The organism is Chryseobacterium oryzae, from assembly GCF_022811665.1.
Lineage (GTDB): Bacteria > Bacteroidota > Bacteroidia > Flavobacteriales > Weeksellaceae > Chryseobacterium > Chryseobacterium oryzae.
The window spans coordinates 711,632-735,946 of record NZ_CP094529.1 but is presented as its reverse complement, the minus strand read 5'-3'; the positions used below and the strand labels follow the sequence as shown (position 1 = coordinate 735,946).

At 34.2% G+C, this 24,315-nt stretch carries 19 protein-coding genes and 3 tRNA genes; 9 read left to right on the top strand and 13 right to left on the bottom strand.

Annotation, left to right across the window (positions count from 1 at the left end; all coding sequences use genetic code 11):
* Positions 1–15 precede the first annotated feature (15 nt).
* The 7 genes from MTP08_RS03405 to MTP08_RS03375 all read right to left on the bottom strand — a co-directional run bounded on the left by MTP08_RS03405 (position 16) and on the right by MTP08_RS03375 (position 6,596).
* On the bottom strand, positions 16–1,119 hold the full coding sequence (locus MTP08_RS03405) for an HlyD family secretion protein (RefSeq protein ID WP_209390415.1): 1,104 nt from the start codon (positions 1,117–1,119) through the stop codon (positions 16–18).
* 27 nt (positions 1,120–1,146) lie between these two features.
* A complete protein-coding gene (locus tag MTP08_RS03400; protein ID WP_243577052.1) occupies positions 1,147–2,460 on the bottom strand; it encodes a TolC family protein in 1,314 nt (437 codons plus the stop codon).
* The gene (locus MTP08_RS03395) at positions 2,444–3,070 is read right to left on the bottom strand and encodes a TetR/AcrR family transcriptional regulator (protein ID WP_243577051.1); all 627 of its coding nucleotides are present in this window, start codon (positions 3,068–3,070) and stop codon (positions 2,444–2,446) included. The genes MTP08_RS03400 and MTP08_RS03395 overlap by 17 nt, the downstream gene beginning before the upstream one ends.
* A 138-nt stretch (positions 3,071–3,208) precedes the next feature.
* Positions 3,209–3,281, bottom strand: a tRNA-Phe gene (locus MTP08_RS03390).
* Between the two features lie 49 nt (positions 3,282–3,330).
* Positions 3,331–3,403, bottom strand: a tRNA-Phe gene (locus MTP08_RS03385).
* Between the two features lie 90 nt (positions 3,404–3,493).
* Positions 3,494–5,335, bottom strand: a complete 1,842-nt coding sequence (locus tag MTP08_RS03380; protein ID WP_243577050.1) for a lysophospholipid acyltransferase family protein — start codon at positions 5,333–5,335, stop codon at positions 3,494–3,496.
* A 22-nt stretch (positions 5,336–5,357) separates the two neighbouring features.
* A complete protein-coding gene (locus MTP08_RS03375; RefSeq protein ID WP_243577049.1) occupies positions 5,358–6,596 on the bottom strand; it encodes an aspartate kinase in 1,239 nt (412 codons plus the stop codon).
* Positions 6,597–6,912: 316 nt separating this feature from the next.
* On the opposite strand from MTP08_RS03375, the gene fbp reads away from it, so the two are divergent.
* From fbp to MTP08_RS03360, 3 genes are all read left to right on the top strand, one after another.
* Positions 6,913–7,929, top strand: a complete 1,017-nt coding sequence (gene fbp, locus MTP08_RS03370) for a class 1 fructose-bisphosphatase (RefSeq protein WP_243577048.1) — start codon at positions 6,913–6,915, stop codon at positions 7,927–7,929.
* Positions 7,929–8,951: an o-succinylbenzoate synthase gene (locus MTP08_RS03365; protein ID WP_243577047.1), complete on the top strand. Its 1,023-nt coding sequence runs from the start codon at positions 7,929–7,931 to the stop codon at positions 8,949–8,951. Before fbp ends, MTP08_RS03365 begins: the two co-directional genes overlap by 1 nt.
* Before the next feature lie 230 nt (positions 8,952–9,181).
* The gene (locus tag MTP08_RS03360) at positions 9,182–10,855 is read left to right on the top strand and encodes a glutamine--tRNA ligase/YqeY domain fusion protein (RefSeq protein ID WP_243577046.1); all 1,674 of its coding nucleotides are present in this window, start codon (positions 9,182–9,184) and stop codon (positions 10,853–10,855) included.
* Positions 10,856–10,936: 81 nt separating this feature from the next.
* Here the strand turns inward: MTP08_RS03360 and MTP08_RS03355 are convergent, their stop codons facing one another.
* The gene (locus MTP08_RS03355; RefSeq protein ID WP_243577045.1) at positions 10,937–11,767 is read right to left on the bottom strand and encodes a CPBP family intramembrane glutamic endopeptidase; all 831 of its coding nucleotides are present in this window, start codon (positions 11,765–11,767) and stop codon (positions 10,937–10,939) included.
* 166 nt (positions 11,768–11,933) lie between these two features.
* Here MTP08_RS03355 and MTP08_RS03350 point away from each other — a divergent pair, with 166 nt between their 5' ends.
* Entirely contained in the window at positions 11,934–13,529 is a 1,596-nt protein-coding gene (locus MTP08_RS03350; RefSeq protein WP_243577044.1) for a peptide chain release factor 3, read from the top strand.
* Between the two features lie 104 nt (positions 13,530–13,633).
* Here MTP08_RS03350 and MTP08_RS03345 read toward each other — a convergent pair whose 3' ends face one another.
* From MTP08_RS03345 to MTP08_RS03330, 4 genes are all read right to left on the bottom strand, one after another.
* Positions 13,634–14,191 carry a thioredoxin family protein gene (locus tag MTP08_RS03345; protein ID WP_243577719.1) on the bottom strand — a complete coding sequence of 186 codons (558 nt, stop codon included), beginning with the start codon at positions 14,189–14,191 and terminating at the stop codon, positions 13,634–13,636.
* A 75-nt stretch (positions 14,192–14,266) separates the two neighbouring features.
* Positions 14,267–14,659: a hypothetical protein gene (locus MTP08_RS03340; RefSeq protein ID WP_209390425.1), complete on the bottom strand. Its 393-nt coding sequence runs from the start codon at positions 14,657–14,659 to the stop codon at positions 14,267–14,269.
* A gap of 66 nt (positions 14,660–14,725) precedes the next feature.
* Complete coding sequence (locus tag MTP08_RS03335; RefSeq protein ID WP_209390426.1) at positions 14,726–15,196, bottom strand: Lrp/AsnC family transcriptional regulator; 471 nt, start codon at positions 15,194–15,196, stop codon at positions 14,726–14,728.
* A gap of 134 nt (positions 15,197–15,330) precedes the next feature.
* Positions 15,331–20,118: a translocation/assembly module TamB domain-containing protein gene (locus MTP08_RS03330; RefSeq protein WP_243577043.1), complete on the bottom strand. Its 4,788-nt coding sequence runs from the start codon at positions 20,116–20,118 to the stop codon at positions 15,331–15,333.
* A 4-nt stretch (positions 20,119–20,122) separates the two neighbouring features.
* Between MTP08_RS03330 and tsaD the strand changes: the two genes are divergently transcribed.
* Genes tsaD through MTP08_RS03315 form a run of 3 tightly spaced genes read left to right on the top strand, consistent with a single transcriptional unit; the run spans position 20,123 to position 22,263 of the window.
* On the top strand, positions 20,123–21,139 hold the full coding sequence (gene tsaD, locus MTP08_RS03325) for a tRNA (adenosine(37)-N6)-threonylcarbamoyltransferase complex transferase subunit TsaD (protein ID WP_209390428.1): 1,017 nt from the start codon (positions 20,123–20,125) through the stop codon (positions 21,137–21,139).
* Positions 21,139–21,549, top strand: a complete 411-nt coding sequence (locus tag MTP08_RS03320) for a hypothetical protein (RefSeq protein WP_243577042.1) — start codon at positions 21,139–21,141, stop codon at positions 21,547–21,549. Before tsaD ends, MTP08_RS03320 begins: the two co-directional genes overlap by 1 nt.
* Before the next feature lie 18 nt (positions 21,550–21,567).
* Positions 21,568–22,263: an RsmE family RNA methyltransferase gene (locus tag MTP08_RS03315; RefSeq protein WP_243577041.1), complete on the top strand. Its 696-nt coding sequence runs from the start codon at positions 21,568–21,570 to the stop codon at positions 22,261–22,263.
* Here the strand turns inward: MTP08_RS03315 and MTP08_RS03310 are convergent.
* Positions 22,260–22,934 carry a TrmH family RNA methyltransferase gene (locus MTP08_RS03310; protein ID WP_243577040.1) on the bottom strand — a complete coding sequence of 225 codons (675 nt, stop codon included), beginning with the start codon at positions 22,932–22,934 and terminating at the stop codon, positions 22,260–22,262. The two genes, MTP08_RS03315 and MTP08_RS03310, sit on opposite strands and share 4 nt — an antisense overlap.
* 55 nt (positions 22,935–22,989) lie before the next feature.
* On the opposite strand from MTP08_RS03310, the gene MTP08_RS03305 reads away from it, so the two are divergent.
* Both MTP08_RS03305 and MTP08_RS03300 read left to right on the top strand, forming a co-directional pair.
* A complete protein-coding gene (locus MTP08_RS03305; RefSeq protein WP_243577039.1) occupies positions 22,990–24,006 on the top strand; it encodes an asparaginase in 1,017 nt (338 codons plus the stop codon).
* A gap of 205 nt (positions 24,007–24,211) precedes the next feature.
* Positions 24,212–24,298 (top strand) — tRNA-Ser (locus tag MTP08_RS03300).
* Positions 24,299–24,315: the final 17 nt, after the last annotated feature.

The window sequence follows — 24,315 nt, the reverse complement described above, 5'->3', positions numbered from 1 at the left end:
ATCCTTTAATATTAATTATTTAAGAGAAACTTCTGCTTTCACGTTCATTCCGGTTCTCAATTTATGAGCGATAGATTTATCGAGATTTACAAAATCTATTTTCACAGGAAGTCTCTGAACTACTTTTACAAAGTTTCCACTTGCATTATCCGGAGGCAGAATGGAAAATGTTGATCCTGTTGCCGGAGAAAATGAACTTACTTTACCTTCAAAATCCTGATCAGGAAAAGCATCAATTTCAATTTTTACTTTTTGTCCTTCCACCATTTTTGAAACCTGAGTTTCTTTAAAGTTGGCAATTACCCATTTCTGATCGTTTTTCACCAAAGAAAAAAGTTGAGAACCTGCCTGTAAAAATTGCCCTCTCTGAATGGGAACTTTACCCACAAAACCATCTTCAGGAGCTAAAATTACTGTATAAGAAAGATTGAGTTTTGCGTTTTCCACATCTACTTCTCTTTGTTTAGCTACAGAACCTGCAACCGAAATTTGCTGAGAACTTGCCGCTGTTTGTGAAGAAGCTATATTGGTTTGCTGTGCAATCTGGTTTTTCTGATCTACTAATACTTGTAACTGCTTGTCTGCAGATTGTTTGGCAGCTAAAGCCTGCTCGTATTGCTGTTGTGTTATGGAATGATCTTTTACTAAAATTTCATATCTTTTCAAATCCTGAGATGTTTTCCAAACGTTTACTTTGGCAGCTTCAATTTGAGCATTCGCCGTTTTTACGGCAGCTTCAGAACTGCTGATATTCTGAGAAGTTGCATTGGTAGCAGACTGTGCAGAAGAAATATTACTTTTGGCAGTTCCTAACGCGGCAACAGCTTGTTCAAGAGCCATTTTCTGATCTTTATTATCCAGAATAACCAAAGTATCTCCTTTTTTTACAAATTGATTGTCTTTTACTTTAATTTCTGAAACATAGCCTGAAATTTTAGATATTACAGGGCTCATATTCGATGCAATCTGTGCATCATCGGTTTCTTCATGATATTGGCTGTAACTGTATGATCTGTAACCGAAAATTCCGCCACCGATGACAACGACAGCTAAAATAATTGGAAAAACCAAACTTTTTTTCTTTTTCGGCTGTGCGTTTTGTGTATTATTATTTTCCATTTTGGATGATATTCTTTGTTTTAATTATTATTTGATTGTTAAAGTTCCTGTAGTCTGTAAAAGTTTTCTGTAAGCAAGTGCAGCATCTGCTTTAGCATTTATAACTCCAACATTGGCAGCAATCTGTGCAGCATCTGCATCCAAGAGTTCAGTCATGGTTGCAAGACCGTTATCATATTTGTTTTTAGTAATTCTGTAATTTTCATTTGCCTGTTCTGCAGACTTTTCGAAAACTGAGATTCTTTTTTTAGAATAATCTGAATTCTGATATTCTTTATTAACTTCCAGTTTAATATTATCGTTTAATAACTCATTTGTGGCAGATAGCTGCATTTCTCTTGCTTTCGATTGTTGAAGAGAAGAGTTTTTCTTCCAAATATTAGACAGATTATAAGAAATTCCCACTCCAAAATTTATAGCATTATATACTGTGAGAAATTTCGGAATATCTGCTGCGATGTAACCTCCGGTTAGTGCTATTGATGGAAGATTTTCAGCTTTAGCAGCTTTAGTTCCGAGTTCGGCGGCTTTTCTCTGTTGGTCGATAGCCTGAAGATCTTTACGGTTTTGCTGTGCCTCAGAAAGATAATATGATACAGGTTTTAAATCTGAATTCTCATCAATATAATTTTCATCAACTTTCAGTTCTGTAGTTTCTGGTAGTCCTAAAAGCAAATCCATATTTATATTAGCAATATTGTAATTGTTTTTAGCTTCCAGAAGTTGAAGTTCAATATTAGAAGTCTGAAGATTAGCTTTTAAACGGTCGTTTCTTGCAATGACACCATTATTTTCAAGTTTCAGAAATGTTTCGTCTCTTTTTTGTGATGCGGTAAGATTTTCCTCTAAAACTTTAATTGCCTGATTAGCTTTAAACAGATTATTATATGCCTGAGCGACATTGTATGCAATCGCAATTTTGTCATTTTCTGAACTCAATTTAGAGGCCTCCACCAAATATTTAGCAGATTGAATTCCGTATTTAATTCTTCCTCCACTGTAAACAGGAATACTAAGATTTGCAGAACCAAAAGCAACCTGATGAACTTCCGGTCCGCCTGCAGCAGAAACACCTGGTATTTTCAGATCAATGGTTGGCTTTAAAGGGAGATACATATAGCTTCCTGAAACCTTAAGTTCCGGCAATTGCCTGTTTTTAGCTTCCAAAAGATCTGCAGTTGCTTCTTCTATTTTCGCAGCATCTATTTTTAGACTTTTGCTGTTAGATATACCAAGCTGTACGGCTTCATCCAGACTCAGCTGTTTAACTTCCTGCGCGTGGAAAAAATGCACTGCTCCAAAAAACAATAGAGCAATAGCGGAGTTATTTATTTTCTTCATAACCTAAAAGGTCTTTTAAAATATGTTTAATGTGTTGTGTAAGTTCTTTGTAGTAATGTTGATTGAAAACCTCATCCGGCTCCTCATTTTTAAGAAATTCTTTGTACATTTCTTTAGAATTGGAGGCATAAAACAAGGTTCCACTAATGGTAGAATGTAAAAGATAAAGAGGTGGATTTTTTTTGAAAATACCGTTGCTTATCCCTTTTTCTAAAATTTTAGAATAAATGTTCAGGAAAATAAGTTTTGTATTTTTTAAATATTTTACAATTTTCAAATTTTCACTATAAAGCTGCTCGCGCTGCATTATTCTGTAGAAACATTTATGCTCGCGTATTCTGCTGGAAAACTTATCTACAATAATCATCATTTTTTCCCATTCATTAATATCCGTTCTTTCTAAAATATCTTTGGCAAAAAACTGTCCTTCATTGGTTCTGTATTCCACGAGTTTCTCATAAAGCTTTTCTTTAGAACCGAAATAATAAGAGATCATCGAGATATTAACATTCGCAGCTTTGGATATTTCTCTGGTAGAAGTTCCTTCAAAACCCTTTTCAGCAAAGAGTTTTTCGGCAGCAAATAAAATATTTTCTTCTTTTGAAATCATAAACTTTAATGTTTTGCGGGCGCAAAGTTACATTTTAATTTCATAAAATCAAACGTTTGATTGATTTTATTTTATTATTATTCAAAACAAAACAACCTTCATAATTTAATGAAGGTTGTTTTTAAAATATTTTGAAAGTGGTTTCTCCAGGGATCGAACCAGGGACACACGGATTTTCAGTCCGTTGCTCTACCAACTGAGCTAAGAAACCAATTAAAACTCTGAAATTAAAACCGCCCTTTAACAGGCGGTTTTAAAAGTGGTTTCTCCAGGGATCGAACCAGGGACACACGGATTTTCAGTCCGTTGCTCTACCAACTGAGCTAAGAAACCTTACTTCTTTGTTTTAAAGTGTTGCAAAAGTAGTAAGTTTTGCTATATGAAGCAAATATTAAGCGAAGTTTTTTCAGCAAAAACAAAAACTTACTGATTTTCAGTCTGATTATTTTCCTGTTCTTTTCTTATATGCTCGCTCATCTCTTCCAAAACAGGCTTTATGGTACTTTCGGGAAGATCGCTGATGCGAATATACATCAATCCATCTATTGCATCATTGAAATTAGGATCTACATTAAAGGCAATAACCTTTGCATTCTGCTTAATGTATTTTTTTATTAAAACAGGCATTCTGAGCTCTGGTTCAAGATCATCAATAAACTTATCCAGCTTATTAAGATCTGCATTCATTTCATTAAGAAAAAGATGTTTATCTCTATCTCTCAGCCTTACTTTAAAATCGTTTTTAGGAGTAATGTATTGTGCCACCGCAGAATCATAATAATTGGACCGCATAAACTCTATCATGAGAGATTTAGAAAACTCCGAAAATTTATTGGAGATACTTACTCCGCCCATTAAAAATTTATGATCCGGGTTTCTTAAGCAAACATGCACAATGCCGCGCCAAAGAAGAAATAAAGGAAGCGGTTTCTGCTGATATTCTTCACTTATATAAGCTCTTCCCATTTCTATAACTTTTTTGAAGAAAGGATGAATATCCTGTTCAAACTCAAATAAAGAACTCGTGTAAAACCCTTTTATTCCGAATTTTTTCATTACATCTCTGCCGAGTGCCATACGGTACGCTCCGGCCAATTTCTCAGCTGAGTTATCCCACAGAAAAAGATGATGATAGTGTTGATCATATTCGTCTAAATCGAACGGTAAATTACTGCCCTCTCCTACGGCTCTGAAAGTAAGTTCCCTTTGTCTTCCGATTTCCCTCATTACCGAAGGAATTTCGTCGTAAGGTGTAAAGTAAATTTCGTAGTTTCCGTTAGTGAAAAGCATTCTGTCTGTTCCTCTCAGTTTAGAGATATCTTTCAGAATGTCTTCTTTAGGAGTTTCATCTATAATATTCTGTACAATGTTTTCTTCCTTTAAAAGAGGAAATTTTAACGACAAATTTTTAAGATTAATAGACTGGGCTAAAGATTTTCTTTTTTCATAATAAGACTTCATCATATAGACTTTGGTCTTTAAAAACTCTCCCAATTCTTCAATACTTTCCATTTCATCCATAACCTTCACAGAGATAGGACGACCTATACGGATTCTGATGGGCTTTTCTCTGTCGTTCATCATTTCTGAAGGCAACATAAGAGTCTGTAAATTGGGATGAATCTTAGCAATCTGATAAAATAAGCTACTGTTCTTGGCATGGAAATACATAGGAACTACAGGTACTTTTGCCATCCTTATAAGTTTTAATGCCGGTTTTTCCCAATTTTTATCTAAAATTTCACCATAAGGATTATTTTTATTAGAAACTTCTCCTGCCGGGAAAATGCCTACACAACCACCATTCTCCAGATGTTTAAGAGTTTCTCGCATCCCTGAAGCACTGTTTCTGATCTCCTTTCTTCCCTCAAAAGGATTTACGGGAATTACATAAGGCTCCATTGGCTTTATCTTCTCCAAAAGAAAATTTCCCATTACTTTAAAATCCGGACGAATTTCCGACAGAATTTTACACATCAGAATACCATCTATTGCACCCAGCGGATGATTAGAAACTAATATGAAAGGTCCTGTTTTTGGTATTTTTGCCAAATCTTCCTCAAAAGCGATGTAGCTTAAATTTCTCTCACGCACAAAAGAATCGAAAAAGTCTTTTCCCTCTTTATCTTTCAGTTTATCGTAAAGTCTGTTAACTTCATTTATCTTGGTAATACGCATTACGGCAGAAGCGACAGGATTTTTCAGAAAACCTATTTTACTTAGACCGGAAGCTTGTATTAAATCATTTTTCGAGATTAAGCTCATGTGTGTTTAGTCGAAATTAGTTTTATTGTGTTACCATTTGTAACGTATTTTTTGCTATTTGCTCCAATAATACGTTTTTTCCTTGGTAAAATTTGTCGATGTTATCTTTTTTTGCATTTCTTACCGTAAATAAAGATACATTTTTTACAACATCTGTTTTGAAAATTTTCTGAAGCTCTTCATTAAGTTCATCTATATTATTAAATTTATCTTCAAGGCATAATTCTAATGATATCGCAGAGTTCTGCATGAGAGAAACTTTAATTTTATATTTAGCCAGATTATTAAAAATCAAAGACATATGATCTTCGGCAATAAATGAAAAATCTCTTGTAGAAATTTTCAGTAAAATCTGTCCTTCTTTCAGGATATAAGATTCTTCATTCTGATTTTTATCTGAAATTCCAACTTTAGTACCTTCTTTAGACGGATCTACAAAAGACTTCACATAAAAAGGAATATTTTTTTGTTTTAATGGCTGTAAAGTTTTAGGATGAATTACGCTTGCTCCGTAATAAGCCATTTCTATTGCCTCTTCGTAAGAAATATTAGAAAGTAAGGCAACATCATCAAATTTTCTTGGATCTCCGGTCATTACTCCCGGAACATCCTTCCAAATCGTCATTGCTTCGGCATTAAGGCAATAAGCGAAGATTGCAGCAGAATAATCTGAACCTTCCCTCCCCAAAGTTACAGTAAAATTGTTTTCATCAGACCCAATAAATCCCTGAGTAACATAACATATATCTTTGCTTAAATGAGCAATAAATTCTTCCGTTTTCTCCCAGTTTACAATACCGTCTCTGTATGAGTTATCGGTTTTAATGTAATCTCTTGCATCCAGCCACTGGTTTTTAAACTGAATTTCATTAAGATACTCACTTACAATCTTTGTAGAAATCATTTCACCACAACTTACTACCTGATCGTAAACAAAATTATAATTAGGAGACTTATTTCTTCTTAAGAAAGAATCTATATCGTCAAAAAACAGGTTTATTTCCGCAAAAACAGCATGATTTTGAGGGAATAATCCTTCAGCAATTTCAATATGTTTTCGTTTTATTTTTTCAATTTCGGTTTGGTAGTTCTGTTTACTGAAGTAAAGCTCAACAACTTTTTCCAGCTCATTGGTTGTTTTGCCCATTGCAGAAATTACAAGAAGACATTTTTCAAAGCCTTGGCTTTCAAGAACCATAGATACGTTTTTTACACTTTCAGCATCTTTTACAGACGCTCCACCAAACTTAAAAATTTTCATTAAATACTTAGAAATAAAATTGTTAGAAAAAAATGAACGACAGTTTTTTACGGGTCACAAAATTATAAATTTACGCCGAGATATGAAATACCTTCTTACAGACACCACCTTAAGATTTTATTAAAATTGATAAATCTTTAAATTTCACCATTTCTTAACATAGAATCTGCATACAGAGTTTCTTAAAAAATGATAAGCTCAAGATAAAACCCACCTGTAAATATCTAATAATTAACAAATTAAGTCTTTTGTTAATTTTTTGTTTCAAATGTAATTATTTTTACGAAATTTGGAGAAATCGTAAAAAAAGGAAAACATGTCAGAGCAGCCATTACAGACCTTAGGGGAATTTCTTATTGATAAACAGGATGACTTCCAGTATTCTACGGGAGAATTTTCTCGACTTCTGAGTGCAATAAGACTAGCTTCTAAAGTGGTAAACCGTGAAGTAAACAAAGCAGGAATTGCAGATATTATCGGGAAAGCAGGAAATGAAAACATACAAGGTGAAGAACAGCAGAAATTAGATGTAATTGCCAATGATATTTTCATTACCGCATTATCTCAAAGAGAAGTTGTGTGCGGAATTGCTTCTGAAGAAAATGATGACTTCATCGATATTAAATGTGGCGAAAACGGACATCTAAGCAAATATGTTGTTCTCATAGATCCTTTAGACGGATCCTCCAATATTGATGTAAATGTATCTGTGGGAACTATTTTCTCTATTTACAGAAGAGTAACAGAGCCAGGAACTCCCGTTCAGATTGAAGATTTCTTACAAAAGGGAATCAATCAGATTGCGGCAGGATACGTTATTTATGGTTCTTCTACCATGATTGTTTATACTACCGGAAACGGAGTAAACGGCTTTACATTAGATCCTTCTTTAGGAACTTACTATCTTTCTCACCCGAATATGACTTTTCCTAAAACCGGAAAAATCTATTCTATTAACGAAGGAAACTACATTAAATTTCCTCAGGGAGTAAAGAATTATTTGAAATACTGCCAAATGGAAGAAGGAGACAGACCGTATACATCGCGATATATTGGCTCTTTGGTGGCAGATTTCCACAGAAATATGCTGAAAGGCGGAATTTACATCTATCCATCTTATTCTCAGGCACCTAATGGAAAACTTCGTTTATTATACGAATGCAATCCGATGGCATTTTTGGCAGAACAGGCGGGTGCTAAAGCTTCAGACGGATTCCGAAGAATTCTGGAAGTTGAACCTACAGAACTTCACCAAAGAATACCTTTTTTCTGTGGTTCTGTAGAAATGGTAGAAAAAGCAGAAGAATTCATGAGAATAGACAGCGTTAAGTAATGACAGCAAAATATTACAGACATCTATTAAACTTCAAACGCCCGAGTGGAACATCTCGTGGCGTTTTGCTTGATAAAGAAACCTTTATTCTCGAAATTTCCGACAATCAAAAAAAAGGAATTGGCGAATGTGCCGTTTTCAGAGGATTAAGTTTTGATGACCAACCCGACTATGAAGAAAAATTACAGTGGCTTTGTGAGAATATTCAGCAGAAACCTGAAATTTTAAAAGAGCATTTAAAAAACTACCCTTCTATTTGGTTTGGTTACGAACAGGCAATGCTTAATTTAAAACATAGCGAAAACGTATATTTTCCCAGCGAATTTACAGAAGGAAAATCGGCTATTACCATCAACGGACTTATCTGGATGGGAGATGCAGATTATATGGAAGAACAAATTCGTGAAAAACTGCAAGGTGGCTTCCACTGCATCAAACTGAAAATAGGTGTCGCCTGGAAATCTGAACATACAATTCTTCAAAAATTAAGAGAGAAATTTTCTAAAAATCAACTTGAGCTCCGTGTGGACGCCAATGGTGGTTTTAATAAAGAAGAAGCTAAAACAGTATTGAAACAATTAGCCAATCTAGAAATTCATTCCATAGAACAGCCTATAAAAGCTGGAAATTGGAAAGATATAGCAGAATTATGCAGTAATACGGAAACACCTATTGCACTGGACGAAGAACTGATAGGAATTTTAGATATTCAAAAGAAACAGGAGCTTCTGGAAATAATTCGTCCGCAATATATTATTCTAAAACCTGCATTAATTGGTGGATTTTCCGGTTCTGATGAGTGGATTTCGCTTGCAGAAAAACACAATATAGGTTGGTGGATTACCTCCGCTTTAGAAAGTAATATTGGGCTGAATGCAATTTCTCAATACACATTCACGAAGAAAAGCAATATGCCGCAAGGATTAGGTACAGGCAATTTATTTACAAATAATTTCCCCAGCACCTTACAATTACAAGGCGACAAACTTTTCTTCGAAAACGGTATTATTACAACTAGTTAAACTACTCCATCCACAAAAATTGCTTTTTTGATGTAGTCTAAAAACTCAGAAAATTTCTTTTTGAACTTTTTCATATCGACAGTTAATATTTAGTTAAATCGGTTCTGCTAATATCGGGAAAAACATCCAAACTTGGTGAATTTTATATGAAAAAATCTTTACTTTTTTTGCACATCTAAATTTACTAAATTTGCAAATTCTCGCTTATTGCGATTACTAAAGTGAATTTAATGGAAGAAGAAAAAAAATCACTCAATTTTATTGAGCAAATTATAGAAGATGATTTGACAAATGGTCTTAAACAAGAAGAGATCCGTTTCCGATTTCCACCCGAACCAAATGGTTATCTGCACGTTGGTCATACTAAAGCCATCTGCATCAATTTTGGTTTGGGAGAAAAATACAATGCACCCGTAAACCTTCGTTTCGACGATACAAACCCTGAAAAAGAAGAACAGGAATTTGTAGATTCTATTATGAAAGACGTTGAATGGTTAGGATTTAAATGGGACAAAGTCTTGTATGCATCCGATTACTTCCAGCAACTTTACGACTGGGCCGTTCAGCTCATAAAAGAAGGAAAAGCGTATGTGGATGAACAGCCATCTGAAATCATTACCGAACAAAGAAAAAATCCTACAGAACCAGGCATTGAATCACCATACAGAAACCGCCCTGTTGAAGAATCTTTAGATTTATTCGAGAGAATGAAAAACGGAGAATTCGAAAGCGGCTCTATGTCTTTGCGTGCAAAAATAGATATGGTTTCGCCGAATATGAATATGCGTGATCCTGTTATGTACAGAATTTTGAATAAACCTCACCACAGAACAGGAACTGCATGGAAAATATACCCTATGTACGACTGGGCACATGGAGAATCTGATTATATTGAGCAAATTTCGCATTCTTTATGTTCTTTGGAGTTCGAAAATCACAGACCTCTTTACAACTGGTATTTGGATCAGGTTTACGAAGAAGGAAAAGTGAAAAACAAGCAGAGAGAATTTGCAAGGATGAACGTTTCTTACATGATTACTTCCAAAAGAAAACTGCAAAGATTAATTGCTGAAAATGTAGTGAACGGATGGGACGATCCGAGAATGCCTACCATTTCCGGAATGAGGAGAAAAGGCTTCACACCAACTTCTATCAGAAATTTTATTGATAAAGTGGGAGTTGCCAAAAGAGAAAATTTAATAGAACTTCAGTTATTGGAATTCTGCGTTCGTGAAGATTTAAACAAAATCGCAAAACGTGTAATGACAGTAGTGGATCCCATAAAATTAATCATTGAAAACTATCCTGAAGGACAGGAAGAATGGCTGGAAACAGAAAATAATCCTGAACAGGAGAATGCGGGAACAAGAGAAATTCCTTTCTCTAAGGAATTGTACATCGAGCGTGAAGACTTTAAAGAAGAAGCGAATAATAAGTTTTTCAGATTAAAATTAGGCGGTGAAGTCCGTTTAAAATCTGCTTATATCATTAAAGGAGAGAGAGTAGAAAAAGACGAAAACGGAAATATCACAACTATTTATGCCACTTACGATGAAAAATCTAAGTCTGGGAGCGGCACAGAAGAAAGTTTGAGAAAAGTAAAAGGAACTATCCATTGGGTTTCTGCAAAACACGCTATCCCTGTAGAAGTGAGAAATTACGATAAATTGTTTACTGTAGAACAGCCTGATGCTGAAAAAGATGTAGACTTCCTTAATTTTATCAATCCGGAATCGGTAACCACCATTCAGGGGTTTGCAGAGCCGAGTTTAAAAGATGTGGCAGTTGGAGAACCTCTTCAATTCCAAAGAATTGGCTATTTCACTAAAGATCAAGACTCTACAGATACGCAATTTGTTTTCAACAGAACTGTTACTTTAAAAGATTCTTACAAACCGGAGTAATATTTATTGATACAATATACATCAACAGAGCTTATTATTTTAAGCTCTGTTTTTTTATTTTAAATATTTTTACTGAAATAATTATGCCTCGGCGTAATGCACTCTATATTTTCTTGTAAACAAAAAGAAGAATACAGAAAATATGAAAATACCAATCAGTAAAATCATCCATTCAGGCAAATGAAAAACTTCTGCAAAACTTTCTTTTTGAATAAAAAAGATAAGCAATGATGAGCACAAATTGTTAAATCCGTGCAAAAGCATAGGCAAAAGGAGCGATTTTGTTTTATAATACACCAATCCTAAAACTGTCCCTAACAGCATTCCACCAATAAATTGCCATGGATTGCCATGGATAAGACCAAATAAAAATGATGAAATCACAATAGCTTTCCAAGGTTTTACTCCATTATTAATCATTCCTTTCTGAATGATTCCCCTGAAAATAATTTCTTCGAAAATGGGCGCCATAAATACAGTCGTGATAATCATAACTGCCGGATCTTCGACTACGCTCTTCATCAGATTTTCGAAAAACTGATAAAAATCTCCAAAAAAAGCACCTGTTGTAGGAATAAGTGAAGTTGTAAATTCACCAATAAGCATCATCCCAAACATCATCGGAAAAATAAGCAGATAGGTAGAAAAATTTGTTGTTGAAAAATTAAAATTCAGCTTCATTTTCGTTGAAGGTCTAACCACAAAAAAATCAAAAAAAGCAATAATCAAAGGGAAAACCAAAGCATTTCCCATCATTAAAAACCAAGGTTTCTGCGAAACATCTATTTTGAAAAAGAACTTTGCTGCCAAAACAGCAAAACCTACTATCATACTGCCTAGAATATATCCTGCAAAAAGAATTAACCCTCCTACCCAATCAAAAATAAATTTCGGATATCTGCTTTTTTCCATATTTTTAAGATTACACGGCAAAGATAATTTTTTTGTGGAAAGCAAAATACCTTTTAAATGGCTTTTAAATAAAATTGGGTTGCTGAATTTTTTTCTGGTTGGTCTAAAATAATTTGATTTTCACAATCCATTAAAATTCACGATTTTTGCAAATTCAAAACAGAATATGTCAGACTTAATCAAAGAAATAGAAAAAAGAAAAACTTTTGGGATTATCTCTCACCCGGATGCCGGAAAGACCACTCTTACCGAAAAATTACTACTTTTCGGGGGAGCAATTCAGGAAGCAGGTGCAGTAAAATCTAACAAAATAAAAAAAGGGGCAACTTCCGATTTCATGGAAATTGAAAGACAAAGAGGAATCTCCGTTGCAACTTCGGTTTTGGCATTTGAATACAGAAACCACAAAATAAATATTCTCGATACACCGGGACACAAAGATTTTGCAGAAGATACTTACAGAACTTTAACAGCGGTAGACTCAGTAATTGTTGTGATTGATGTTGCAAAAGGGGTTGAAGAGCAGACAGAAAAACTCGTACAGGTTTGCAGAATGAGAAACATTCCTATGCTGGTTTTTATCAATAAACTAGACCGCGAAGGAAAAGATGCTTTTGATCTACTGGATGAAGTTGAACAGAAATTAGGATTAACGGTTTGTCCGCTTTCTTTACCAATCGGTATGGGAAGCGACTTTCAGGGGATTTATAATATTTGGGAAAACAATATTCAGTTATTTCTGGAAGAGAAAAAACAAAAAGTTGGAGACTCTATTAAATTTGATGATATTAATGACCAGTCTATAGATGAAGCCATCGGTGAGAAAGCTGCATCTACACTAAGAGAAGAGCTCGATCTTGTACAGTCTGTTTATCCTGAATTTAACCGTGAAGATTATATGAAAGGAGATTTGCAGCCTGTTTTCTTCGGCTCTGCCTTAAATAACTTTGGAGTTCGGGAATTGCTGGATGCCTTTATAGATATTGCTCCAATGCCACAAGCTAAAGAAAGCGATACCCGTTTGGTAAAACCAGAAGAAAATCAATTTACAGGATTTGTATTTAAAATTCACGCCAATATGGATCCTAAACATAGAGATAGATTAGCTTTCGTTAAAATTGTTTCAGGAACATTTAAGAGAAACGAAAACTATCTTCTTGTAAGAGAAGGCAAAAAGATGAAATTTTCTTCACCCAATGCATTTTTTGCAGATAAAAAAGAAGTAGTGGATGAAAGTTTTCCGGGAGATATTGTAGGTCTTCATGATACGGGAAGTTTCCGAATTGGTGATACACTTACCGGTGGAGAAAAACTGAGCTTTAAAGGGATTCCGAGCTTCTCTCCGGAACATTTCAGATACATCAATAACAACGATCCTTTAAAAGCTAAGCAATTGGCAAAAGGAATCGACCAACTAATGGATGAAGGTGTTGCACAGTTATTTACGCTTGAAATGAATAACCGAAAGATTATAGGAACTGTTGGTGCACTTCAGTATGAAGTTATACAATACCGTTTAGAGCACGAATATGGAGCAAAATGCACTTATGAGCCGCTTTCTATGCATAAAGCATGTTGGGTTGAAGCCGATGAGAAATCTGAAGAATTTAAGGAGTTTGCAAGATTAAAACAAAGATTTTTGGCAAGAGATAAATATAATCAGCTAGTATTTTTGGCAGATTCTTCTTTTACTATTCATATGACGCAGGAGAAGTTCCCAAATGTAAAACTGCATTTTATCAGTGAATTTCAGAATGCATAATCATTTAATAAATGTATAAAAAAAGGCTGTTCAAATAATTTTGAACAGCCTTTTTTATTGTGAAAATGTAGTGATATCTTTACGATTTACCCATTACATTAAAGTTATTTCCATTTAATATTGCAACCCATACTTGGTCTTTGAATTTCTTCCTGTGGCTCACCAATTAAAAGATTTTCAAAAGCAATGATTAAATCTTCTCCCGTTACTTCTTTATGGTTACCCGGTCTGGAATCGTCCATTTGTCCACGATATATAAGATCCAATTTCTCATCAAAGAAAAAGAAATCTGGTGTACATGCCGCATCATACGCTTTGGCAATCGCCTGGCTTTCATCATATAAGTAAGGAAAATCGAATTTTCTTTCAATTTGAAATTCAATCATTTTTTCCGGAGAATCTGCAGGATACTTTTCTACATTATTCGCGTTTATGGCAATAAATTCTATTCCGCTTTCGTTGTAGTCCTCGTATAGTTCAGTCAATTTATCAATTACATGAAGAACAAACGGACAATGATTGCACATAAAGATTACCAAAGTGCCTTTTTCTCCTTTCAAATCGTCAAGAGATTGTAATTCGTTACTTTTGGAGGGGTTTGGAAGCTCAAAAAAAGGAGCTTTTGTTCCCAACGCTATCATATTTGAGGGAGTATTCATAATTTAAATCAATATATTAAGTTAAAATTTTATCAACTTGTTTCAATCGCAATAAATGTCTTTTTTAAACACTTATAATTACCATCTGAAAAATTTCCATTTGGGAATAATCGCCAACATTCCGAATCCTGTAAAAATAAAAAGATTCATAACATCTGAATATAAGAATGTTGAAAGATAATAATTTTGCATAAAAAAATGTGTTAAAAGCATGATGGGAAATATCACCAACCCTTCTTTCCTATAAAAATACATGAGTACAATCGCTACAAGCATCAAAATATTTACCGAGAAAATAATGTAAAAATATCCTTTGGGAATATTGAGGATTTCGTGCTGAAGATACTCGTCAAAATCAATACCTATCCCCATAAAAGTGAATAACACGAGTGATGCCAATGTAAGAATAAATCCCCATCCTTTCTTAGGATTTTCATCAAAATAGTTGTATTCTTTATATTCTTTTTCCATAATGCAAAAATAAAGAACTTATGAATGATTTCATAAGTTCTTCGGTATTTATATCGTTAAAATTGATTAAATAGAGATCGCGTTGATCAATCTGTTTTTGTCGCTCAGGAATTCTTCCATCGAAATCATACTTTCAGTTCTCATAACATCCTGAATATCGTCTATTTGATAGATAATTCTTTTTGCATCATTTGTATTTTTCGCTCTTACCTTACAGAAAATATTATATTTTCCTGAAATAACGCTTGCTTCAATAACATTCGGAATGGTTGATAATTCTTTCAAAACCTCTTGTGTACGGTTTGATTTTGTTAAAAGAATTCCTATAAAAGCCGTGAAATGGTAATCTAATTTACCATAATCAAGGTTAAGAGATGATCCTAAAATAATACCTGCATCTTCCATTTTCTTTACCCTTACGTGGATTGTACCCGCAGAAACATCCATCTGCTTAGCAATTTCTGTAAAAGGCATTCTTGTATTTTCTACCAGAAAATCAAGAATTTTCTTGTCTATTTCGTCCAGTTGATAGTTCATATTAGTGAAATTATATTTTTCCTAAAAAATCTTTAAATTTTTTACAAAATTAAAAAAAATAATTAAACTAAAAAAATTATCTTAAATATTAACAATAATTAACACGGATGATAAAAATCATTAAAAAATTCTAACTATTTGAGCTTGTATTTTACAGAATCTGTTTTTATGATAGAACTGTCACCGTCTGACTTTTTGTCTTTTTTCTTCTTTTTGAAGAAAGAATTAAAGCTTTTACTCCAAACAATACCACCTCCATAAGCTTGATTTGCAGACCCATTGGTACCTACAGTACCCGCTCCCATACCGATATTGGTAGGCTTAGAATAACCTCTTACCACCAGTGTACCATCGTTTTTCTTAGAAATATCGTATTCTATAGAACCTTCTCCGGAGAGATAGTTGTTATTGGCAGTTTCAGTTCTTGTTAAAGGTATTCCTAAACCTGTCTTAACAGTAACTCTAGGAGAAAAGTTGAAACTTACACCAGCGTTGGCTCTATCGCCAAAATTAGATAACTGATCTCCGCGTACGTAATTCAAGTCAATTTGAAACTCATTACTCAGGGTGTTCAGTACAGAACCAAGCTGTTTCAATATCATATTATATCCAGAGGATTCTGCAACTCCAACCGCATCAATATTGAAACTTCCTGTATTGGTAACATTAAATGAATTCAATAAAAGTATAGAACTGAACTGCAATACATTTTCGCCTTCAGTCTGATTGATTTTTGCAGCTAATGTTTCTTTCACCTGACTGGAAACATCTAGTGCGACAACATTAGGTGTCAATATTGGATCTTTTAAAGTATTTGTAATCTTCATTTGAAGTAGAACATTAATAGGTGGTAATTGTCCCATATTAAGATACTGACCGGCATTGGAAACTGTTTTTGTATAATTTGCAGTAATATCCAAAGCCGGTTTCATTGCATCACCATCCCATCTAATACTACTATTTTTCTGAATCTGAAAAGTTCTATTGAGAATCACTTTAGAAACAAAAGTTCCACTTTCTACCATATAAGATCCGTTCATGGCTATATTTCCCTGTCTGCTCATCTGAAATTTTAGATTTTGGGCAGCACCTTTCACACTGATATTTCCTGCATCATCTCCTACGAGAACGTTAACGGTGGTTCCTTTATCTACATCAACATTAAAATCAATATCCATATTAGAACCCGATTTTTTCTTTTCTTCTAACGTCACAGTACCATCCTTACCTTCTTTTAAGAATCTGAGCATTTTAAACTCATCAACATTAGATGTGGAACTGGAATTGAAAGTAAATGTACTTCCATTCAGTGCTTTCATATTTGGAGTAGACAGGTTTAGTGCAGAAACCGGTCCGTCCACATATAAATCTCCTTGTCCATAAACCCTTCCCCAAAACAAATCATAATCTTTTTGTGCCGTATTAAGCATCAGAAGATTATCTGCCCTCATTACTAAGTTGACTCCCATTGACGAAAGCGTTTCAAACTGAATCGCTCCGGAAATAGTTCCCTGAGAATTGGATCGTCCGTCTTTTACACCAATGTTATTCAAAACTGCCAAACCTTTGGAAAGAGGAATAACCGTATCATCAAAAGAATAATCTACTCCTGTAAACAAAAGCTTTAATCCAAAATCTTTCAATGCAATATCCCCACTATAATCCAGGTTTTTAAAAGTTCCGTTAATTTTAAGATCTCCAGTAGCTTTTCCTCTTAAATTTCCAAAAATATTCTGTACAAACTGCTGTGTAAAAGAGAGGTCAAAATCTCTCAGTTCCGTATTCAGATCAATCGTTGGAGAAGGTGTATTATTATTTACCGTTCCGGTTAAATGTAGATTATTTCCTCCAATAATTCCTGCTGAAGCTACTTTTACGTCTACATCATATACATTTAGAGAAAACCCGTTTACTGCAGAAATGGTAACATCACCCATATCGTTCCCGTTCATCATGATATTATCTACGGTAAGATCTACCAATGGCTGCAATGTGCTTTTATCCATTTTTATTTTCACATTTCCATTAGCAATCCCTTTTATATCCATTGGGTTACCACCAGATTGCATATCAAAAATCTTTTCGATAGCAAAATTCTGTACTTCAGCATCCAAATAGAAATCTTTTGCCGACTTGAAAGTAGATTCATTAATGAGCAGAGAACTGTTATCTGAAAATATTTTAAGGTTTTTAATTTCAAAATCTCCTGTGTTCTTGCGATAACTAATGTATTGGTCTAAATCTGGACTTGTATCTACCGCCCATTTTGTATTGTTAAGAGTGATTTCAGTAGGTTCGAATCTGAAAACATAATCTCCGGCAGCATTGGTTGACTGATTAAAATTGATTGCATAAGATTGCATATCCTCTTCTATTTCATCCTGAGGAGATCCATATTTAAAATTAGTAGCAATTCTAAGCAAAGAATTATTCTCATTCTTCCCGGTAAGTACAAGATCTTTTAGAATATTTTTATTATACTCAAGTCTGTTAATCTTTGCATAAAGCTGTTGATCTGCATTGGCAGTATTAATTCTCACCATCATACTGTCTACCATTGCACTGTCGCGAGTGACACGAATACGATCGTCTGTTTTATAATCGGGATTTGCCTCTGCCAAAAGTCGGTCTGCTTCAGAAATTTCTTCTTTCTTGGTCATAATATACTTCAAAGAAGCAGCGTCTAAATTAAGAATGAGATGATTAGAATTTCCATCATACTCACCTACAACTTTAGCTCCTTGTGGCAATTTAAGATCTGGTAAAAAATAGGCTACAACTCCCTGTTCCACATCAAAATCCATGTTAAAAGATTGTCCGCGATATAATTTTCTTGGTTCTGGACCTACTAAAATTTTCCCTAAACCATTTTCTACCATTCCCGCCAAATCTCCGAGGTTATATTTACCGGATATTTTCCCGTTTACCGCTCCAGGAGCATTCACAACGATTGAACGGCTACCATTTTCTAAAAATGTTTTAAGATTAGCTTTCTGAATATGATATTTTTGATCTGCTGTTGCAAGATTCACATCCGAAGCTTCCACATCCAGAGTAAGATCATTAATTCCGGACATTGCCATCTTTCCATTGACGTTTCCGCTTACGATCTGCCTACCAGATTTACCACTGAAATAATTCATATTAAGATAGGTGACATTGGCATCTACATTCGCAGAAATTCTTTTGGTGCTGAAATCAATTAAACCTTTAACCGTAGCTTTTGCCTCTTCATCATTTACGGTGATAAGCCCGTTGTATTTTTTATGATCCAAAAGACCATCCAAAACCACATTATTAATTTCCTTATTCATGATTTCAATGCTAGAAATCTGAGATTTTGTACTCAGACGCATCGTATTGACATCAAAACTTTGCCCGTCTAAATTGAATTTACCAGAAATAAGCCCGACCGCTTTACTTTTAGTGATAACAGAAGTATTAAGATCATTAACTTCTGCATATCCTTTATATTTGGGCATTGTAGAGCTGTAATCTGACAGAGAAAAATTAGAAATCTTCGCCCGACCAATTCCAGTCATTAAATTACCAGAAGAAACATACACCTGTTTTGGAGTAACTTTTGCAGCTCCGTTATATTTTAGTTTACCGAAATCGTCTGCAAAATTTTTCATTTTTGAAGAAATAAAAGCCGGCATCATCGCTTTAAGATCTTTGTACGTAAAATCTGTAGAAAGATTATTGGTTTCAATTAAAAAATTACCTTTCAGCAAGTCTTTTGCTTGTAGCTTTTTAGTAGCAATATTTACATTAGGGTTTCTAATCAGGAAGTTTTCTAAAGTGAAGTTATTTAAGGGACCAGTCATTTTTCCGCTTGCATTAAACGGAATAAAATTATCCCAGTTCGTCACAAAATAACTAATATCATAGCCGCTTATCTGGCTTCCCAACTTCATATTCATGTCCCAATTTACTTTATTGGTAAAGTCTGCCCAAGAACCATTATGTAGATTAAATTTAATACCTCCCTGAAGAAGAGAATGATCGGTATTTAGCGTAAGATCTTTTAAAGCTAAAAAATCTTCTGTCATCGAAAAATCGGTAGAAAATGTTTCTACAAAGTGAGATTTACCCCATCTTTTAGTAACAAATGTAAAATTATCTATGGTTGCGTTAATGTCTGCACCATTCACCTTAACTTTTGGGGCAATTAAACTAACATTCTCTGCAGTTAACCATTTACCTGCTTCACCAGGAGAATTCTCATTGACAATCGAAATTTTAGAATTAAGAATTTCCAGTCTGGAGTTAAGCTGAAAAGGAGGTTTTTTAGGATCACGCTTTTTACCACTATCGAAAAGTTTTGTAAATCTTATAAAATTTGAAATACTGTCTCCTTTATAGGTAATTACTCTTACATCTGCATCTTTAAGGGTAACTCCGTTGAAGCTTAAAGAATTATGCTTTCCTATATTGGATGCCAAAGAAAACCAGTCGGAATTGGCGATAAATTCTTTTGCTTTAATAAAATCCAGACCTTTATAGTCTTTAATTTTTAAACCTTTAATGGTAACATCACCGAAAAAATTAACCTCGACACTTTCGGTGGACATATCTGCTTTAAAATCTCTATTAACCAACTGCAAAGCCTGATCTGCAGCCCATCTTTTGGTAACCGGTAAATTAATGGCAATAAAAACAAGAATAATAATAGATAAAAGAGTCCAGAAAAGAATAAGTAACAATTTTGCCCACCAAGAATAACTTACGACATCTTTAGCAGCCTGTTTACCAAATTCCTGAGCTGTATCTATGGGATGGTTTATTGCATCCGAAGCAAGTTCCGCAGCCTCTTTTACTGTTTCCTGAACGTTATCCACAGTTTTCTGAACCTGATTTCCCAGGTTTTCGGCTACCGATTTTTTATTCTCATTTTCGTTATTATTCTCTAACTTTGCCATTATTATGAGCGACTCTATAATTTTAGGTATCGAATCATCTTGCGATGACACTTCAGCAGCTATTATCCAGGGGAATTCTATTCTTTCTAATATCGCAGCCAACCAGGAAATCCACAAAGAATATGGTGGCGTGGTTCCCGAGCTTGCTTCTCGTGCACATCAGCAGAATATTATTCCTGTTGTTGAAAAATCTATACTCCAAGCAAATATACAACAAAATGCAATTTCAGCCATAGGCTTCACAAGAGGTCCCGGACTTTTGGGATCTTTACTTGTGGGAACATCTTTTGCAAAATCACTCGCCATGAGCCTTAATGTACCTTTAATAGAAGTAAATCATCTTCAGGCTCATATTTTGGCACACTTCATCGACGATGCAAATCCTGTGCCTCCAAAATTTCCTTTTTTATGCCTAACGGTAAGTGGCGGTCATACGATGATTGTGCTTGTGAAAGATTATTTCGATATGGAAATTATTGGTAAAACAACCGATGATGCTGCCGGAGAAGCATTCGACAAAATTGGAAAAATATTTAACTTAGATTATCCCGCTGGTCCTATCATAGACCGTTTAGCAAAAGAAGGCAATCCGGATGCGTTTAAATTTAATAAGCCTAAATTAGAGAATTACGATTATTCTTTCAGCGGAATTAAAACATCGGTTCTTTATTTCATTCAGAAAGAATTAAAGAAAAACCCAGACTTTATTAAGGAGAATATGAATGATTTGTGTGCTTCGGTTCAGAAATGCATTATTGAAATTTTAATGAACAAACTGGAAAAAGCAGCAAAAGACTTACATATTAACGAAGTTGCCATTGCAGGAGGTGTTTCTGCCAATTCTGAACTAAGAAAGGTAATGCAAAACAACGAAAAAAGATTAGGCTGGAATATTTATATCCCAAAATTTGAATACACCACAGACAATGCTGCAATGATCGCCATGGTGGCAAAACTGAAATTCGAAAGAGGTGAATTTACAGATTTAAAAACCAGTGCCATCTCCAAATACGATTTGTAATGAAGATTCTTTTAGAAGAAAAAATACTCGGAAAACAGTCTAAAAAAAACTCCAAATATTATTGGGTTTTAGAAACAATAACAGGAAAAAATGATACTTCAACAGAATTTGATGAAGATGATTTTCAAATGATGAGTTCGGAAACAGGTTTTATTCAAAATATAAAGGAAGAAATTATCGAGAAAATTAATGCTGAAAATGTTTTCAATTTTGATTTTGAACCAAAAGAGGGAGATTACTTATCCATCAAAAATAATTTAAGAAAAAAGGAATATTTGAATTTAATCTTCATGAATAATCTTTGGGTTGAAGAAATCTACATGTGTTCTTACAGAGATTGCGAAGGTGATGTTTATACAACATTAAAAACGGGTGTAGCTTTTATAAGCGAAAACGAAATTATATTTTAAAAACAATCATTTTTTTCTATGAAACTTTTTTTTGGAGAAATACATAACGGAAAAGCAATCATCAACAATGAAGAGCAGCAGCATATTATAAAAGTTCTGCGCATGAAAGATGGCGAAGAAATTCATGTAACCGACGGAAAAGGAAATCTTGCTTCCGGAACATTACTCATTGAAGGAAAAAAAGCTGGAATTACAGTTTCTGAAATTAAAAATGAAACTCCAAATTTCACTCCAAAGCTTCACATTGCCATTGCTCCAACCAAAAATATAGACAGAATTGAATTTTTTGTAGAAAAAGCCGTAGAAATGGGTATTTCTGAAATAACGATTCTTCATACCGAAAAAACGGAGAGAAAAAACATCAACATAGATAAAATCAGAAAGCAGGCAATTGCAGCATCAAAGCAAAGCTTAAGATTTCATTTTCCTGTTATTAATGATTTAACCAAAATTCAGGATTTTCTAAAAACCACAAACTCTGAAACTACTTTTGTCGCTCATTGCAACGAAAATTTAGAGAGAATTAACTTGAATGAAATTCCACAATTAGAAAACTATACTTTTCTCATTGGTCCGGAAGGCGATTTTTCGGATAAAGAAATTCAATTTTTAGCAGAAAAAGGAATTAAAGCCGTTTCTTTAGGAAACCAAAGATTAAGAACCGAAACTGCGGGAGTATTTGTAGCAGCATGGAACTACAACAAGATGTTCTAAGCAAAATTAAGATGATGATCTCTTAAATATTTTTCAAAAATCTGTTCTCCGCTTCGCATAGAATTTACTGCCCAACGGATTTTCATTCGCAAGAGTTTTTCTTCATTTAGTTTATAATCTATATTAGATTTTATCAACTTCTGTTTCAGTTCGTACATACAGATTGAGGCTGCCACAGAAACATTAAAACTTCTGGTGAAACCATACATAGGAATTGCCAGTGTTTCATCTGCAAAATCTAAAATTTCTTCAGAAACGCCTTGCATTTCGGTACCGAAAACCAAAGCAATGGGTTCTGTAATTTCGTATTCCGGTAAAAATTTGGCATTATTTTCTAAAGAAACTGCTACCATTTTATATCCTCTGTCTTTTATTTTTTGAAAAGACTCTAAATTTCTCGGCATTTTTTCTACATCCACCCACGTATCTGCACCTTTGGTCACTCTTAAATTGGGCTCAAAACTATACTCTTCCTGCAAAGCAACCACTTTATGAAAACCACATGCTTCCACAGAACGCACGATTGCCGCTGCATTTCTGAACTGGTAAATATCTTCAATAACAGGAAGTATAAAATCTGAACTTTCCGGGGCGAAATGTTCAATTTTTCTTAATCTTTCTTCCGTTAAAAATTGTTGTAAATACTCGTAAGTTTTCTCTAAATCTTTCATCTTCTTTCAAATCTTTGCAAATTAACGTAATTTTGAAATTCTAAGAAAAGTTTACATGAAAAGAAAAGTCTTGTTGATTTATACCGGCGGAACCATTGGTATGGAAAAAGATTACGAAACAGGAAGCCTCCGTGCTTTTGATTTTGGAAATATTTTTGAAAAAATGCCGGAAATGAGGCTTATGGAATGTGAAGTATTTGTACATCCTTTTGCAAAACCCTTAGACTCGTCTGATATGGGACCAGAAGAATGGCGAATGATTGCCCGTCTTATTTTCGAAAATTATAAAGAATATGACGGATTTTTAATCCTTCACGGTACAGATACAATGTCTTATACGGCTTCTGCACTTAGTTTTATGCTGAAAGGCCTTACAAAACCGGTAATTCTTACAGGCTCTCAATTACCCATCGGAGATTTAAGAACCGATGCAAAAGAAAATCTTTTAACAAGCTTGTACTACGCCAGTCTCTACGAAAATAATGAAGCGGTCATTCAGGAAGTAGCCATTTATTTTGAATACAAATTACTCCGAGGAAACCGCACTTTAAAGTATTCTGCAGAGTATTTCGATGCATATTCTAGTCCGAACTATCCTATTCTCGGGCAATCCGGAGTGCATCTAAACATTAATAAAGACAATCTTTTAAGAAATACAAATAAAGAAAGTTTTTATATTGACGAACACCTTTCGGAAGATGTCCTATTTTGGAGAATTTTCCCCGGTATGAAACTCAATCACTTTAAAGAAATCTCCCAAATGAAAGTATTGATTTTACAGGTTTTCGGTTCAGGAACGATTTTCAGCAGCGAAAAAACATTGGAAACTTTACAGCAAATAAGAAATAACGGAACCGAAATCGTGGTAGTAAGCCAGTGTATTTCAGGAGGAATTTCTTTCGGAAAGTATGAAAACAGTAATATTTTTTCAAAAATCGGTGCCATTAGCGGAACAGATATTACCGCAGAATCTGCAATTACCAAAGCGATGCACCTTATGGACAATCCTAATTACAAAGGAACTTTTGCAGAAAATTTCTCTAAAAATATTTGTGGAGAAATAAGCAATTAACAGATAATTAAGGACTTTATTTTCAAAATCTAATTTCAATCTAAAATTTCAAATATTTCAATATTCAGGAAACTGAGAATACAAGATTAATTTGATTTTAATAAGTAAAAAGTAAAAAACTATTTATTGAATAATTTTTGAACAGAGACTCCCATTTGCTTTGTTTTATTCGAAAAAATAACCTATTTTTGCAGTCTTCTAACAAAGAGAGGTGTCCGAGTGGTTGAAGGAGCTACCCTGGAAAGGTAGTATACGGGTAACTGTATCGAGGGTTCGAATCCCTTCCTCTCTGCAAAAAGCCACTTCACA